Source organism: Halomonas sp. E14, from assembly GCF_052568415.1.
The window spans coordinates 954,092-967,714 of sequence record NZ_CP199423.1; the positions used below are offsets into that span (position 1 = coordinate 954,092).

A 13,623-nucleotide genomic window follows, 5' to 3' on the forward strand; every position below is an offset into this window, starting at 1 on the left:
CATGGCACTGCCTCCCTATGCGTCACCCCTGGAAAGGGTCTGGTTCTGGACGTTCCGCCTCTTCTGCGGCCTGGTGCTGCTGTTCCTGATCGCACCGGTGCTGGTGATCATCCCGCTGTCGTTCAGCAGCGGCTCCTTCCTCACCTACCCGCTGCCGGGTTTCTCGCTGCGCTGGTACGAGGCGATCTTCACCTCGTCGGCCTGGATGGGGGCACTGAAAAACAGCATGATCGTGGCACCGCTGGCCACGCTGCTGGCCATGGTGTTCGGTACCCTGGCCGCCGTCGGGCTCAACCGCGCCGACTTCCCTGGCAAGGGGCTGATCATCGCGCTGCTGATCTCGCCGATGGTGGTGCCGCTGGTCATCGTCGCGGTGGGCATGTACTTCTTCTTCGCCCAGGTGGGCCTGCTCAACTCCTTCACGGGCCTGGTGCTGGCGCACACGGTGCTGGGGGTGCCCTTCGTGGTGATCACGGTGAACGCCACGCTGCAGGGGTTCGACTTCAACCAGGTGCGCGCCGGGGCGAGCCTGGGAGCCAACCCGCTGCGGGTGTTCTTCACGGTGGTGCTGCCGCAGATCGTGCCGGGCGTGGTTTCGGGCGGGTTGTTCGCCTTCGCGACCTCGTTCGATGAAGTGGTGGTGGCGCTGTTCATCGCCAGCCCTACCGAGCGTACGCTGCCGATCCAGATGTTCTCGGGCATCCGCGAGAACATCAGCCCGGCCATCGCCGCCATGGCGACCATCCTGATCCTGATTTCGACGCTGCTGCTGCTGACCATGGAGCTGCTGCGGCGGCGCAGCGAACGGCTGAAGGGCACGGCCTGAGCCACCGGCCGGCGCAGCGCTGCGCCGGCCGGGCCTCCGCTCAGTCGCGCTGGGCGGCCTGGATGGCGGTCAGCGCGATGGTGTAGACGATGTCATCCACCAGCGCACCCCGCGAGAGGTCGTTGACCGGCTTGTTGAGGCCCTGCAGCATCGGCCCCACGCTGACCACCCGGGCGCTGCGCTGCACCGCCTTGTAGGTGGTGTTGCCGGTGTTGAGGTCGGGAAACACGAACACCGTGGCGCGGCCCGCCACCGGCGAGTCGGGCGCCTTCTGGCGCCCCACGCTCTCAATGGCGGCGGCGTCGTACTGCAGCGGTCCGTCGATCAGCAGGTCCGGCGCCAGCTCGCGCGCCAGCCGCGTGGCCTGGCGCACCTTGTCGACGTCGGCACCGCTGCCGGACTCGCCGGTGGAGTAGCTGATCATCGCCACCCGCGGCTCGATGCCGAAGGCCTGGGCCGAGCGCGCGCTCTGGATGGCAATCTCGGCCAGCGCTTCGGCGTCAGGGTCGGGGTTCACCGCACAGTCGCCGTAGACCACCACCTGCTCCGGCAGCAGCATGAAGAAGATCGATGACACCTGCCGATAGTCGGGCGAGGTCTTGATCAGCTGAAAGGCGGGGCGCACGGTATTGGCGGTGGTGTGTTCCGCTCCCGACACCAGGCCGTCGACCTCGTCGAGCTGCAGCATCATGGTGCCCAGCACCACGTTGTCCTGCAGCTGGTCTTCCGCCGTCAGCTCGTTCACCTTGCCGCGCCGGCGCTCCACCATGGGCGCCACGTAGCGCCCGCGGATCTGCTCGGGGTCGATGATCTCGAGCCCCTCCGGCAGTTCGATGCCGCGGTTGCGGGCCACTTCCTCCACTTCCTCGCGCCGGGCCAGCAGCACGCAGTTGGCGATGCCGCGATGCTGGCAGATCGCCGCGGCCTCGACCGTGCGCGGCTCGCTGCCTTCGGGCAGCACGATGCGCCGGTTGGCGCGCTGGGCCAGCTTGACCAGCTGGTGGCGAAACGCCGAGGGCGAGAGGCGCCGGGCGAAGCCGCGGCTCAGGTGGTCCTTAAGCCACTGCAGGTCGAGGTTGCCAGCCACGTAGTGCATCACCTGCTCGGCGCGCTCGAGGTCGTCCATGGGGATGTCGTTGCCCATCCGCCCGAGGTTCTTGGCCGTGGTGAAGCTGTCGGTGTCCACCGCCAGCACCGGCATGCCGGTCTTCAGCGCCGGGCGGCACATCTCGATCATGTTGTCGTTGGGCATGTAGCCGTTGGTCAGCAGCACGCCGGCCATGGGTACGCCGTTCATGGTGGCCAGCGCCGAGGCCAGCACGATGTCGTCGCGGTCGCCGGAGGTCACGATCAGGCTGCCGGGGCGGAACACGTGCAGGGCATTGGCCGCGCTGCGAGCGCACAGGCTGGTGGAGAGCACCCGGCGGGTAGCGGCCTCGCCCTCGTTGAGGAAGCGCGCGTTCAGCGCGCGAGCCACGTCGACCACGCGCGGCGCCACCAGCGTCGGGTTGTAGGGCACTACGCCGATCAGGTGGAAGCGGTCGGTGGCCAGCGCCGGCGAATAGCGGCGCAGCTCGGCGAGAAAGGCATCGTCGAGCAGGGTATGACCGTTGCCGGCGGCGAGCGCCGGATTCTCCTCGACCCCCGGCAGGTTGTGCATGCGCATCAGGATGCAGCCGAGCGTGCGCGTGGAGCCCACGCCGCCGAAGGCCTGGGCGTGCATGTCGAGCTGCTCGACCAGCGCCTCCGGTTCCGCGGCATCGCCGCTGCCGACCAGGATGATGCGGGCGTTGAGCGCATGGGCCAGCTGGGCATTGAGCTGGGTGGCGTAGGTGCCGTGGGCGGTGGGCACCAGCCCTTCCACCACCACCAGGTCGGGCGTGGCGTCCTCCTGGTTGAGCGCGTCGTCGAACAGCTCGATGACCTGCTCCATCAGCACGTCGAGGCGATCCTGGCGCAGCAGCCGCTCCATGTTGGTCTGGGCGATGGGCGCCGGCGGATGCAGCCCGAGGGTGCTGCTGACCAGTGCGGTGGAGCGGTCGGGGCCGGGGCCGTTCAGCTCGTCCTGGCGGAACGGCTTGAGAAAGCCGGTCTTGAGGCCGATGGTGTCGAGCGCCTGCATCAGCCCGAGGCTGGCGGAGGTGAGGCCAACCCCGACGCCGGTTGGCACCATCAGCAGGACCTGGGTCTGGGGGCGTACGTCGCGGGGCGTCATGCGGTGGTCTCTTTCAGTCGTTGACAGGTTTCGGTGGCGATCTGGCCTTCTTCATCGGTGGGGATCACCCACAGCTGGCGGCCGCCGGCGTCGATGCGCCCCTCGCGCCCGCGCACCGTCTCGCCGTTGACGGTACGGTTGAGCTGCAGGCCGAAGTGCGGCAGCAGGGCCACAACCTGTTCGCGCACCCGCGGTGAGTTCTCGCCGATGCCGCCGGTGAAGACCAGGCCGTCGAGGCGGGGCAGGGCGCAGGAGAGCGCAGCCAGCGACTTGGCGATGCGATAGCAGAACACCTCGACGGCCAGGGCGGCGCCGGCGTGGCCTTCGGCTTCGGCGGCTTCCAGTTCGCGCATGTCGTTGCTCAGGCCGGACAGGCCCAACAGGCCGCTCTCGCGGTTCAGCAGCGTGTCGATGCGCTCCAGCGTCCAGCCGAGCTGGCGTGCCAGGTGGGCGTGCAGGCCCGGGTCGACGTCGCCGCTGCGCGTGCCCATCACCAGCCCCTCCAGCGGCGTCAGCCCCATGCTGGTATCGAGGCTCCGGCCCTTCCATACCGCACAGGTGGAGCAGCCGTTACCCAGGTGGGCGGTGAGCCAGCCGCCGCCCTCCAGGCCGCTCAGTGCATCGGCGCGTCGGCTGACATAGGCATGGCTGGTGCCATGGAAGCCGTAGCGGCGAATGGCGTGGTCGCGGTAGAGCGCCTCGGGCACGGCGTAGCGATACGCCTGGGCGGGCAGGGTCTGGTGAAAGGCGGTGTCGAACACGGCCACCTGGGGCAGGTCGGGGAACAGGCGGCGGGTGGCGGCCACGCCCGCCAGGTTGGCCGGGTTGTGCAGCGGGGCCAGGGCGGAGGTCTGTTCGATGGCGGCGATCACCGTGTCATCGATCAGCGCGGCTTGGGTGAAGTGCTCGCCGCCGTGCACGATGCGGTGGCCGACCGCCTGCGGCAGGCGTCCTTCGAGGCGGTCGAGAATGGCTTCCAGCGCGGTGGTATGGTCGGCGTTGCCCAGCGGCTGCTCGAAGGGCTCGCCCAGGCTGTCAGTGCCCTTGAGCCGGGCATTGCCGCTGCCGAGGCGCTCAGCCAGCCCGGCCAGCCGCACGTCGCCGGGGTCGCCGGGCACCAGCGCGTACTTGATCGAAGAGGAACCGCAGTTGATGACCAGTACCGTAGCGTTCATCAAGTCTCCACTCGGAGGGGGTGTAGGGGCAGCATAGACATAAGACCTTAGTCTATCATGACCACATCCACGGACACTGCGTCACGTCATGTTGCGAACGGTTGCCAAAGGTTCGGTTGGGTAGCCGTCGCAACCCTGGCATGCTGGGCGCTTTGTGCTCGGAAGCCCCGCGATGCCCGCCTTGTCTCCCTCCGTGCCCTCCTTGTTGCCCCGCCGAGTCGCCTTCGCGCTGCTGGCCGGCGTGGCCACGCTCTTTGCCGGCAACCATGTGGCAGCACGCCTGGCCTTCGACGAGGGCACCGGCCTGCTGCTGGCCGTGCTGGTGCGCTCGTCCGTAGCGCTGCTGGTGCTGGTTGGGCTGTGGCGGTGGCAGCGCCAGCGGCTTTGGCTACCGCCCGGCACGCGGCGCTGGCAGCTGCTGGCCGGCGTGATGGTGGCGATCCAGAGCCTGTGCCTCTATTCGGCGGTGGCGCGCATCCCCGTGGTGGTGGCGCTGCTGCTCATGAACACCTTTCCTATTCAGCTGGCGCTGCTGACCTGGGCGCTCGGCGGCCCGCGGCCGACCTGGCGCGCGGCGTTGATCATGACGGTGATTCTGGTTGGGCTGGTGGTAGTGCTGGACGTGCCGGCCTGGCTGCTGGCACCCGAGACGCTGGGCCCCGAGTGGCTGACCGGAGTGGCGTTCGGGCTGGCCGCGGCGAGTGCGTTCGCCTGTGCGCTGTGGATCACCGAGCACCATCTGGGTGAGGTCGGCAGCACCCTGCGCAGCCTGCTGACCATGCTTACCGTGCTCGTCGTGATGCTGCTGGGAGCTGCGCTGCAGCTGGTGCCAGGGGGCATGGCCCTGCCGGCAAGCCCCCTGGGCTGGGGCGCGCTTGGCGCGCTGGCGCTGCTCTACAGCGTGGCCTTCTCGGTGCTGTTCATCAGCGTGCCGCGCCTGGACATGGCGCGTAACGCGCCGGTGATGAACGTCGAGCCGGTAGCCTCACTGGCACTGGGTTACCTGGTGCTGGGGCAGATACTGGCTCCGCTGCAGCTGCTGGGCGGCGCGATCGTGCTGGGGGGCATCGTGGTACTAAGCTTCTCGCCGCGGTAAGCGGCCTTGCGCAATCCCGATGGCTGTACCAGACTTGGAACGGTGATAGGAAACGCTGTTTCTTAACGGAGGTTTGCCATGAAACTGCTCGCCATTCCCGCCGCTCTGATCCTGGCCGGTGCCTTTGCCAGCACTGCCCAGGCCCAGCAATACCAGATGCCCATGTATCCCCAGGGCTATTTTGGCGGCGATGCCATGTTCTGGGATCTCGACCGCGACCACGGAGAAGATGCCAACAGCGTCGGCCTGCGCCTGCGCGGCGGTGCCCAGTTCAACGAGTTCTTCGCCGCCGAGGCGCACCTCGGCATCGGCGGCTCGGATGGTCCGGTGGAGCTCGACTATCTGGTCGGCGCCTATGCCAAGGGCATCCTGCCGCTCTCCCAGGAGTTTCGCCTCTATGGCCTGGTCGGCGTGACCGAAGTCGACTACGACGTCGATCGGGAAAACGGCTTCTCCTACGGGGCCGGGGCCGAGTTCGACGTGGCACCGAACCTGGCGGTGGGCGCCGACTACATGCGCTACCTGGACAAGTCCGACCACACCTTCGATGCGGCCAGCGTGGGGCTGACCTTCCGCTTCTAGCCGCTTTCGCACAGGTGGCGCTCCTCCAGCGCCCTCGGCCATCGCCGGGGGCGCTGTCGTGTGTGACTCATGTGACTCAGCTACCGGGCCAGCGGCCATGCTCCTTCCAGTGGCGCAGCAGGGCGGGCAGGTGACGCAGCTCGGCGCCCTCCAGCACCTCGATGCGCCGGCCTCGGCGGTGCTGCAGGTCGTCCAACTGCCGGCGCGCCGGGCCGAAGTCGCCGCAGGCCAGCAGCACGCGGGTGGCATCCAGCCCGGCGGTATGCTCGAGCATCGCTTGCAGCCGCTCGAGGCCCTGCGCCAGGCACGCGCCCGGCCCCGACCCGGCTACCAGGCATTCGATGCACAGCAGGCGGTTGTGCTCGATGGCCAGGCAGTCGGCCACCACCGGCAGCGCGTTGCGGTCGACGTCCAGATCGAGGATGTGGGTGGCGCCGCAGACCTGCGCCAGCCCGGCATCGCAGGCGCTGTGCCAGGCATATTCGGCGAGCCAGCCGCCGCCCAGGTAGTCGGCTGCGTCGGCCGAGGTGAAGTCCACCTGCTGCGGTGCGTCGCTGGACCACCTCAGCAGGCCGGCGTCCGCCAGCCGCGCAAGTGCCTCGGTGGCGGGAAAGGGCGGTGGCTGCGGCAGGGTCAGCCCGGCGGCAGTTGTAGTCGCTGCATCGCCCCGGTGCTCTCCCAGGCCTTCTTGCACCAGCCGGGCCGCCAGGTCGCCGAGCAGCTCGCCCAGGCGGTCGGCGTGCTGGGCCAGGTAGAGGGTCGCGGCGCGCCGCTGCTGGCTGCGGCGGCGCCACTCGGGGCGCTCGGAGAGCGTGCGCACGCGCTTGCGCCCGCTGGCTTGCAGGTAGCGGTCGACGTCGAGTACGGGCTCGATGGCGGTGGCTTCCGGAACGTCGTCCGGGGCGTCGTGCGCCAGGCGATAGAGCACGCCGGCCTCGCGGTCCACGTAGAGCCAGTCGGCCGCCAGGCGGCGCATGGCCTGCTGGAACAGCAGGGCGGTGAAGGTATCGCAGTGACCCAGGTCGTAGGTGAGGGCGAGGCCGGGGGCGGCGAACTGTTCGCGCTGCAGTGCATCCACCAGCGGGCCGATATGCTGGGCGAGGCGTACGGGGTCGCCACAGGGCAGGGTTGGGTGCAGCGCCACCTCGCTGCTGGAAGGCAGCTCATGGCGCAGCAGGATCGCCAGCCGCTCGGCGGCCTGAGGTGACGACTGGCACGGCACCAGCACGATTCGACGAGGGCGCAGCTGGAGAATGGGAATCAGGCTGGTTTCAGGGCGCTCGGTAACCAGCGCGATGTGCAGGTGTGGCATAGGCTCGCTCCCCAACGCGGATTCCTGGCTGATGCCTACAGGCTAATCCGAGCGTGGCGTGCTGTCGCCTGTGCCGGTAACAAAACACGCCGGCCTGGGCCGGCGTGCTGTATCGCAGGGCAAGGCTCACACTTTCTTGTAGAGCGCCGCCCCCGACTCGCGGAACTTCTCCGCCTGCGCTTCCATGCCCTTCATCACCGCATCGGCGTCGCCGGTGAGGCCGTGCTCGGCGGCGTAGTCGCGCACTTCCTGGGTGATCTTCATGGAGCAGAACTTGGGTCCGCACATGGAGCAGAAGTGGGCCACCTTGGCGGAGTCCTTGGGCAGCGTCTCGTCGTGGTACTCGCGGGCGGTGTCCGGGTCCAGGCCGAGGTTGAACTGGTCCTCCCAGCGGAACTCGAAGCGCGCCTTGGACAGCGCGTTGTCGCGGCGCTGGGCGGCCGGGTGGCCCTTGGCCAGGTCTGCCGCGTGGGCGGCGATCTTGTAGGTGATGATGCCGGTCTTGACGTCGTCCTTGTTGGGCAGGCCGAGGTGCTCCTTGGGCGTGACGTAGCACAGCATGGCGCAGCCGAACCAGCCGATCATCGCCGCGCCGATGCCGGAGGTGATGTGGTCGTAGCCCGGGGCGATGTCGGTGACCAGCGGGCCGAGGGTGTAGAAGGGCGCCTCGTCGCAGTACTCCAGCTGCTTGTCCATGTTCTCCTTGACCAGGTGCATGGGCACGTGGCCGGGGCCTTCGATCATCACCTGCACGTCGTGCTTCCAGGCGATGTGGGTCAGCTCGCCGAGGGTCTTGAGCTCGGCCATCTGCGCTTCGTCGTTGGCGTCGGCGATGGAGCCGGGGCGCAGGCCGTCACCCAGCGAGAAGGCGACATCGTAGCGCTTGCAGATCTCGCAGATCTCCTCGAAGTGGGTGTAGAGGAAGCTCTCCTGGTGGTGATAGAGGCACCACTTGGCCATGATCGAGCCGCCGCGGGAGACGATGCCGGTGACGCGCTTGGCGGTGAGCGGCACGTAGCGCAGCAGCACGCCGGCGTGGATGGTGAAGTAGTCTACGCCCTGCTCGGCCTGCTCGATCAGGGTGTCGCGGAACACCTCCCAGGTGAGGTTCTCGGCCACGCCGTTGACCTTCTCCAGCGCCTGGTAGATCGGCACCGTACCGATCGGCACCGGCGAGTTGCGGATGATCCACTCGCGGGTCTCGTGGATGTTCTGGCCGGTGGAGAGGTCCATGATGGTATCCGCACCCCAGCGGATGCCCCAGGTCATCTTGTCGACCTCCTCCTCGATGGAGGAGGTCACCGCCGAATTGCCCAGGTTGCCGTTGATCTTCACCAGGAAGTTGCGGCCGATGATCATCGGCTCCGACTCCGGGTGGTTGATGTTGCAGGGAATGATGGCGCGGCCGGCGGCCACTTCATCGCGCACGAATTCCGGGGTGATCTCCTCGGGAATACGGGCGCCGAAGCTGTGGCCGGCATGCTGGTGGCCGAGGATGCGTTCGACCTCGGCGGTGCCCAACGCCTGGCGGCGCTGGTTCTCGCGGATGGCGATGAACTCCATCTCCGGCGTGACGATGCCCTGGCGAGCGTAGTGCAGCTGAGTGACGTTCTTCCCGGGTTTGGCGCGGCGCGGCGTGCGGCTCAGGTCGAAGCGCAGCTGGGCCAGGGTCGGGTCGTTGGCGCGACGCTTGCCGTACTCGCTGGTGGGGCCGTCGAGGAACTCGGTATCGCCGCGCTCTTCGATCCAGGCGCGGCGCAGCTCGGGCAGGCCACGGCGCAGGTCGATCTCAGCCTGCGGGTCGGTGTAGGGGCCGGAGGTATCGTAGACCAGCAGCGGCGGGTTCTCCTCGTCGGCGCCGGAGGTCTTGGTCGGCGACAGCGAGATCTCGCGGAAGGGCACGCGGATGTCGGGGCGCGAGCCTTCCAGGTAGATCTTGCGTGAGCCGGGCAGCGGCTGGATGGCGGCCTCGTCGACCTTGGCGGTCTCGGCGAGGAAGTGGGCAGTCTTGCTCATGATGCTGTCCTTGGTGTGTTGTTGTCGTTGCGCGAAAGGTCAGAGGCTGCGGTCGAGCCCCATCTGCCAGAAATCGATCTCGAGCCGGGTGGCATCGCGGAACACCTCGACGAGCTCGTCGAAGCGTGCCGGGGTGGCGTCGGCCAGGCGGGCGTCGAGCCAGGCCAGTTCGGCGCGCATGGCGGCCTGGAACTCCTCGCCCTCGTACATGGCGATCCAGGCGTCATAGGGGTTGGCGTCACCGCGCACCGTAGCGTCCTGGGCGCCCAGCCAGTTGGCGATCTCGCCGTAGCCCACCAGGCAGGGGGCAAGCGCCACGTGCAGGTCGAGCAGGTCGCCGCGGTTGCCGGTGTCGAGCACGTAGCGGGTATAGGCCATGGTGGCCCGCGCCTCGGGCAGCGCGGCAAGTTCCGCTTCACTGATACCCCATTCGCGGCAGTAGCCCACGTGCAGGCCAAGCTCCACGTCGACGATCGCTTTCAGGCCCTCATGGGCCTGGCGCAGGTCGGCCAGGGTGCGGCTCTTGTAGGCGGCCAGCGCGTAGGCGCGGGCGAAGTGGATCAGGAACAGGTAGTCCTGCTGCAGATAGTGGCGAAAGGCGCCTTCGTCCAGAGTGCCGGTGCCCAGGCCGCGGACGAAGTCGTGCTCGATATAGGCACGCCAGTCGTCGTGGCAGGCGCGGGTCAGGTCGGTGAAGCGATAGCCCATCTTGCCTCCGGGTGTAAGCGGATCCGGAGCGGGGGCGAAGGGGAAAGAGTGGGTCAGGGCGGAAGAAAGAGAGAACTGGCGCCTGGCCACCGCTTGATTCCTACGCCGGTACGAGCCGGATCAGGTTCAACGGGCCCCGCCGTGACGACGCGTCTGCAGTAGACATGTCGTATGGCGATCTCAGCCGGTTCCACCGGCACCCCGTCAAGCGTATCGCCTGAGTCTAACAGGTCGGCTGCGAGTTGCCAGCCGCACGTGGCGAGCGGCCTCATCTCGGCTCGACGTCAAGCCGCTCGAACCAGGCCTCGCTCTCGGGCAGCGCCAGCTCGCTGGCGGGCTGCCCGCTGGCGTACCACGCGCGGGCGTTGCGCAGCTGCCAGCGACGCCTGCCGTCATCGATTTCGATGCCCAGCCGCAGCGGCCCGAAGCGGGCGAAGGCGCGACCGGCAAGCTGGGAGTCGCGCAGGGCGAGGTTGGCCAGCAATTCCAGGCGCCCACCGGCCTGCACGGCGAGGTTCTCCAGCCGTACGGTGTCGTCGTTCAGCATCACCCGCGCCTCGCCCTGCACCTCGCCGAGGGTGAGACGCTCGCGCAGCCAGCGTCGTTCGCGGGCGGCATCGACGAGCAGGTTCACCAGCAGACCGCTGTCGCGCATGGCCAGTTCGAGCCGGGCGTCGAGTTGGAGTGGCCGCTCCCAGCGCATGCGCCCCTCGGGCAGCGCGAGCCGCGCCCACCAGCCGTGGCTGAGGCTGCCGTCGGCGTCCGCCAGGCGCACGCCGTCGAGACTGAGCCGCGAGCCGGAGACGTCGAAGTCGAGGGTTTCCAGGTCGCCATCGGCGAGCCTGGTCTCCAGGTGCAGAGCGCCCTCGAGGGTCTGCTCGTGCAGAGCGAGCCGGGCATCCGGCGCGTGCAGCGCTAGCCGGCCGTGGGCACGCGTGCCTTTGAGCTGCAGATGGGTGGCGAGGCGCGCCTGGCCGCCCAGCAGCTCGATGGCGCCGCCCTGGGGCAGGTAGTCGTTGAGCGCGGCCAGATCCGGCGCTACCAGGTGAGGCAGATCGATGCGCGTACTCAGTTCGCGCAGCCCTTCGGGCAGATCGAAGTGGCGTGCCCGGCTGTGCAGGTCCAGCAGCCGGCCTTCGATTAGCGCGCCACCGTCGGCCTGGCGGCGCAGGCCGAAGCGGGGCAGCGACAGGCTGAGTTCGGCGCCGGGGTCGCCGACCGTGACGATCAGCGAGCCGTCGCCGAAGGCCTCGTAGTGCAGGAAGCGGGCACCGAGCCGCTCGGAGTGGACGCGCAGCTGGCTGCCGGCCATGGCTTCGCCGTCGGCGAAGCGCAGGTCGGCGCTCAGGCGCCCGCCGCCCTGAATCGCCAGGCCGTGCTCGTCGGGCAGAAAGGCGTTGAGAAAGCCGAGCCGGTCGAGCAGGCCGTCCAGCCGCAGCGTGCCGGAAAGCGGCCGCCGCGGCGCTTCGCTGCCGGGCCAGTCGAAGCCGCCCTGGAGCCTTGCCTGGCGAACCGCCAACTGGGTACGCAGGGGCTCGCCGCCATTCGTTGCGGCGTTCAGGATCAGGCGGCTGCCGGAGAGATCGAGGTACTGGCGGGCGGGGTGAAGGTCGCGCAGCACGAGGCTCATGTCCAGCTCGCCGTCGAACGCTTCCTGCAGCAGGCGGCCACGAATGGCATCCCCCGTCAGGGTAGCCCGTCCCTGGGCACGCTCCCCGGTGATCACCAGCTCCCCATCGCTGGCGGCCCAGCCGCCGTGCAAGCGTAGCGGCGCCGCCTGGGGTAGGTAGGCATCGAGCACGCTGACGTCGGGAATGCGCGCGCCGCGCCAGGCGATCTCGGCGGTGGTGAGGCGCGCCGTCCGAGGGCTCGCCGCGGCGCTGGCGGCAAGCGCGAGACGTTCGGCCTGGAACAGCCGGCGACCGTCGCTGAGTCGGGTGAGGTCCACCTCGCCGAAGACGAGTTCGAGGCTGGCCTCGGGGTGGGGCACGCCGGGGCCGAGCACGAAATGCGCGCGGCCGTCGCCACGGGCGTGAAAGCCGAGCAGGCGTGCGCCCAGCGCTTCGGAGTAAACGTCGAGCCGGCTGCCCGGCAGTGGCTGCCCGTTGCGCACCTGGAGCGCACCATCGAGCCGGCCGCCACCCTGCAGGGCGAGGCCGCGCCCATCGAACAGTTCGCTGAGAAAGGGGTCGAGCACGCCGAGATTGGCGACATGGCCGGACAGCTCCAGCTCCGCTTGCCATGGAGTCTCTCCATCGCGCAGGGCGTCGTCATCCAGTTCGCGCCATGCCAGCGGCGAGTGGAAGCGGGCGACAGGCAGTTCGAGGGCGGTGACCAGTGGCTGCGCCTCGCCTGGAGCGGCCGCCTCGAGCTCGAAGCGCGTGCCGGAAACGTCCACTGCGCCACCTTCGACGTCGAGTGCGACGATGGGTAGGTGCAGGCCCAGCCGGCCGCTCAGCGGCTGCTCGCCGAGGCGCGCCGAGATGGCCTCTCCGGCGAGATCGAAACCGCCGGTGAGGCGCTCGGCATCGTAGCTGAGTCCGCCTTGCAACCTGGCCGTGCCCCCTTCCAGCGTCAGCGGTACGGGAGGCGGCAGGTAACGCTGGAGGGCGGCGATGTCGATTGCCTCGGCGTTGCGCCAGTGCAGTTCGGCGCGCTGCAGCTCCTCCGGCGGGGCGTACAGGCGAAGCGTGGGGGTCTCCAGCGCCAGCCGGAAGCCTTCGCCGCCGAGCAGCGGCTGGGCCGGGGCGGCGAGCGAAGCGTCGGGTGTCGCTTCGCCCATCTCGATGTCGTCGAGCTCAAGCGCCAGGCGTGCGCTCTGTGCCACCTCGACCTCGACGGCGCCGGAGCCGTCGATCCGGTAGAGCGCTCCTGCTTCCAGCCAGTGGCGCTCGTCGAGCCGCACGCTCAGGCGAGGGGAGTCCAGACGCAGACGGCTGCCCGGCAGCACCTCGCCGCGCTCGATGGCGATGTCGCCGGTGAGATCGCCGCGTCCGTCGATCTCGAGCCAGCCCAGCGCCGCAAGGTAGGGATTGAAGACGTCGTAGGCGTCGCTGCGCCCGGCCAGCGCGAGGGTGCCTGAGACGAAGCGTGTCGCCTCGCCGCCCGGGTGCTCGGCCAGCGTCAGCGGGGCGAGATGCAGCTCGACGTCCAGCGCCACCCCTTCCATCAGTGGTGTATCGCCATGCAGCACGCTGCCCTCGTCCAACTGCAGCGAAACGCGCTCGGCGCCGATCTCGCCGGCGCGCCAATGAACGCCGGCCAGCTCCAGGGTGCCGCTGCCCTGCAAGCGGTAGGCGTCGAGGCCGGCCTGGCGGATGCCCTCGGCTTCCAAGGTATGGATGCTGACTTCACGGTCGAGCAGGGGGGTGAGGGCGAAACGCAGGCTGGCGCGTTCGGCTGCCAGCGTGAAGCGCCGCTCGGCGGTGCGGCCGGCCAGGTGCAGCTGGGTGACCTCGAGGTGGCCGGGGAAGAGCGTCCAGGCGCGCTCCCACTCGAGCGAGAGACGCGGCGAGCGCTCGAGCTGATCGCGGCCCCAGGCGCTGGCCAGCAGGGCATTGGCGGTAGCGAGATAGAGCGCGTAGAGCAGCGCCAGGGTAAACGCGAGCCACCCCAGCGCCCTGAGCGGCGTGGGCCGGTGCATCAGGCGCATGGGTGTCCTTGCGACATGGGCTCTCCTTGCGACGCGCCTTG

At 69.1% G+C, this 13,623-nt stretch carries 9 protein-coding genes and 1 riboswitch; of the genes, 3 read left to right on the plus strand and 6 right to left on the minus strand.

Annotated features, from left to right (window positions below; genetic code table 11):
* Nucleotide 1 precedes the first annotated feature (1 nt).
* On the plus strand, nucleotides 2-826 hold the full coding sequence (locus ACT7B3_RS04350; protein ID WP_444678223.1) for an ABC transporter permease: 825 nt from the start codon (nucleotides 2-4) through the stop codon (nucleotides 824-826).
* A gap of 40 nt (nucleotides 827-866) precedes the next feature.
* Here the strand turns inward: ACT7B3_RS04350 and pta are convergent, their stop codons facing one another.
* Nucleotides 867-3,041: a phosphate acetyltransferase gene (gene pta / locus ACT7B3_RS04355; protein ID WP_445156977.1), complete on the minus strand. Its 2,175-nt coding sequence runs from the start codon at nucleotides 3,039-3,041 to the stop codon at nucleotides 867-869.
* Complete coding sequence (locus ACT7B3_RS04360) at nucleotides 3,038-4,216, minus strand: acetate/propionate family kinase (protein ID WP_445156978.1); 1,179 nt, start codon at nucleotides 4,214-4,216, stop codon at nucleotides 3,038-3,040. Before ACT7B3_RS04360 ends, pta begins: the two co-directional genes overlap by 4 nt.
* Before the next feature lie 172 nt (nucleotides 4,217-4,388).
* Here ACT7B3_RS04360 and ACT7B3_RS04365 point away from each other — a divergent pair, with 172 nt between their 5' ends.
* A complete protein-coding gene (locus ACT7B3_RS04365; protein WP_445156979.1) occupies nucleotides 4,389-5,312 on the plus strand; it encodes an EamA family transporter in 924 nt (307 codons plus the stop codon).
* A 78-nt stretch (nucleotides 5,313-5,390) separates the two neighbouring features.
* The gene (locus tag ACT7B3_RS04370) at nucleotides 5,391-5,894 is read left to right on the plus strand and encodes a porin family protein (RefSeq protein WP_445156980.1); all 504 of its coding nucleotides are present in this window, start codon (nucleotides 5,391-5,393) and stop codon (nucleotides 5,892-5,894) included.
* A 76-nt stretch (nucleotides 5,895-5,970) separates the two neighbouring features.
* Here ACT7B3_RS04370 and ACT7B3_RS04375 read toward each other — a convergent pair whose 3' ends face one another.
* The 4 genes from ACT7B3_RS04375 to ACT7B3_RS04390 all read right to left on the minus strand — a co-directional run bounded on the left by ACT7B3_RS04375 (nucleotide 5,971) and on the right by ACT7B3_RS04390 (nucleotide 13,582).
* Nucleotides 5,971-7,206: a Card1-like endonuclease domain-containing protein gene (locus ACT7B3_RS04375; protein ID WP_445156981.1), complete on the minus strand. Its 1,236-nt coding sequence runs from the start codon at nucleotides 7,204-7,206 to the stop codon at nucleotides 5,971-5,973.
* Nucleotides 7,207-7,332: 126 nt separating this feature from the next.
* Nucleotides 7,333-9,222 (minus strand): phosphomethylpyrimidine synthase ThiC, encoded by a 1,890-nt coding sequence (gene thiC / locus ACT7B3_RS04380; RefSeq protein WP_445156982.1) that lies wholly within the window; start codon nucleotides 9,220-9,222, stop codon nucleotides 7,333-7,335.
* Nucleotides 9,223-9,261: 39 nt separating this feature from the next.
* Nucleotides 9,262-9,930, minus strand: a complete 669-nt coding sequence (gene tenA / locus ACT7B3_RS04385) for a thiaminase II (RefSeq protein WP_445156983.1) — start codon at nucleotides 9,928-9,930, stop codon at nucleotides 9,262-9,264.
* Nucleotides 9,931-10,010: 80 nt separating this feature from the next.
* A riboswitch (TPP riboswitch) is annotated at nucleotides 10,011-10,144 on the minus strand.
* Between the two features lie 54 nt (nucleotides 10,145-10,198).
* Nucleotides 10,199-13,582: a hypothetical protein gene (locus ACT7B3_RS04390; RefSeq protein WP_445156984.1), complete on the minus strand. Its 3,384-nt coding sequence runs from the start codon at nucleotides 13,580-13,582 to the stop codon at nucleotides 10,199-10,201.
* Between the last annotated feature and the right edge of the window lie 41 nt (nucleotides 13,583-13,623).

Excerpts from the sequence above, each read along its gene's own strand:
- ACT7B3_RS04390 (WP_445156984.1), bottom strand. The coding sequence starts at position 13,582 with ATGCGCCTGATGCACCGGCCCACGCCGCTCAGGGCGCTGGGGTGGCTC.
- ACT7B3_RS04365 (WP_445156979.1), top strand. The coding sequence starts at position 4,389 with ATGCCCGCCTTGTCTCCCTCCGTGCCCTCCTTGTTGCCCCGCCGAGTC.
- pta (WP_445156977.1), bottom strand. The coding sequence starts at position 3,041 with ATGACGCCCCGCGACGTACGCCCCCAGACCCAGGTCCTGCTGATGGTG.
- ACT7B3_RS04375 (WP_445156981.1), bottom strand. The coding sequence starts at position 7,206 with ATGCCACACCTGCACATCGCGCTGGTTACCGAGCGCCCTGAAACCAGC.
- ACT7B3_RS04350 (WP_444678223.1), top strand. The coding sequence starts at position 2 with ATGGCACTGCCTCCCTATGCGTCACCCCTGGAAAGGGTCTGGTTCTGG.
- tenA (WP_445156983.1), bottom strand. The coding sequence starts at position 9,930 with ATGGGCTATCGCTTCACCGACCTGACCCGCGCCTGCCACGACGACTGG.
- ACT7B3_RS04360 (WP_445156978.1), bottom strand. The coding sequence starts at position 4,216 with ATGAACGCTACGGTACTGGTCATCAACTGCGGTTCCTCTTCGATCAAG.
- ACT7B3_RS04370 (WP_445156980.1), top strand. The coding sequence starts at position 5,391 with ATGAAACTGCTCGCCATTCCCGCCGCTCTGATCCTGGCCGGTGCCTTT.
- thiC (WP_445156982.1), bottom strand. The coding sequence starts at position 9,222 with ATGAGCAAGACTGCCCACTTCCTCGCCGAGACCGCCAAGGTCGACGAG.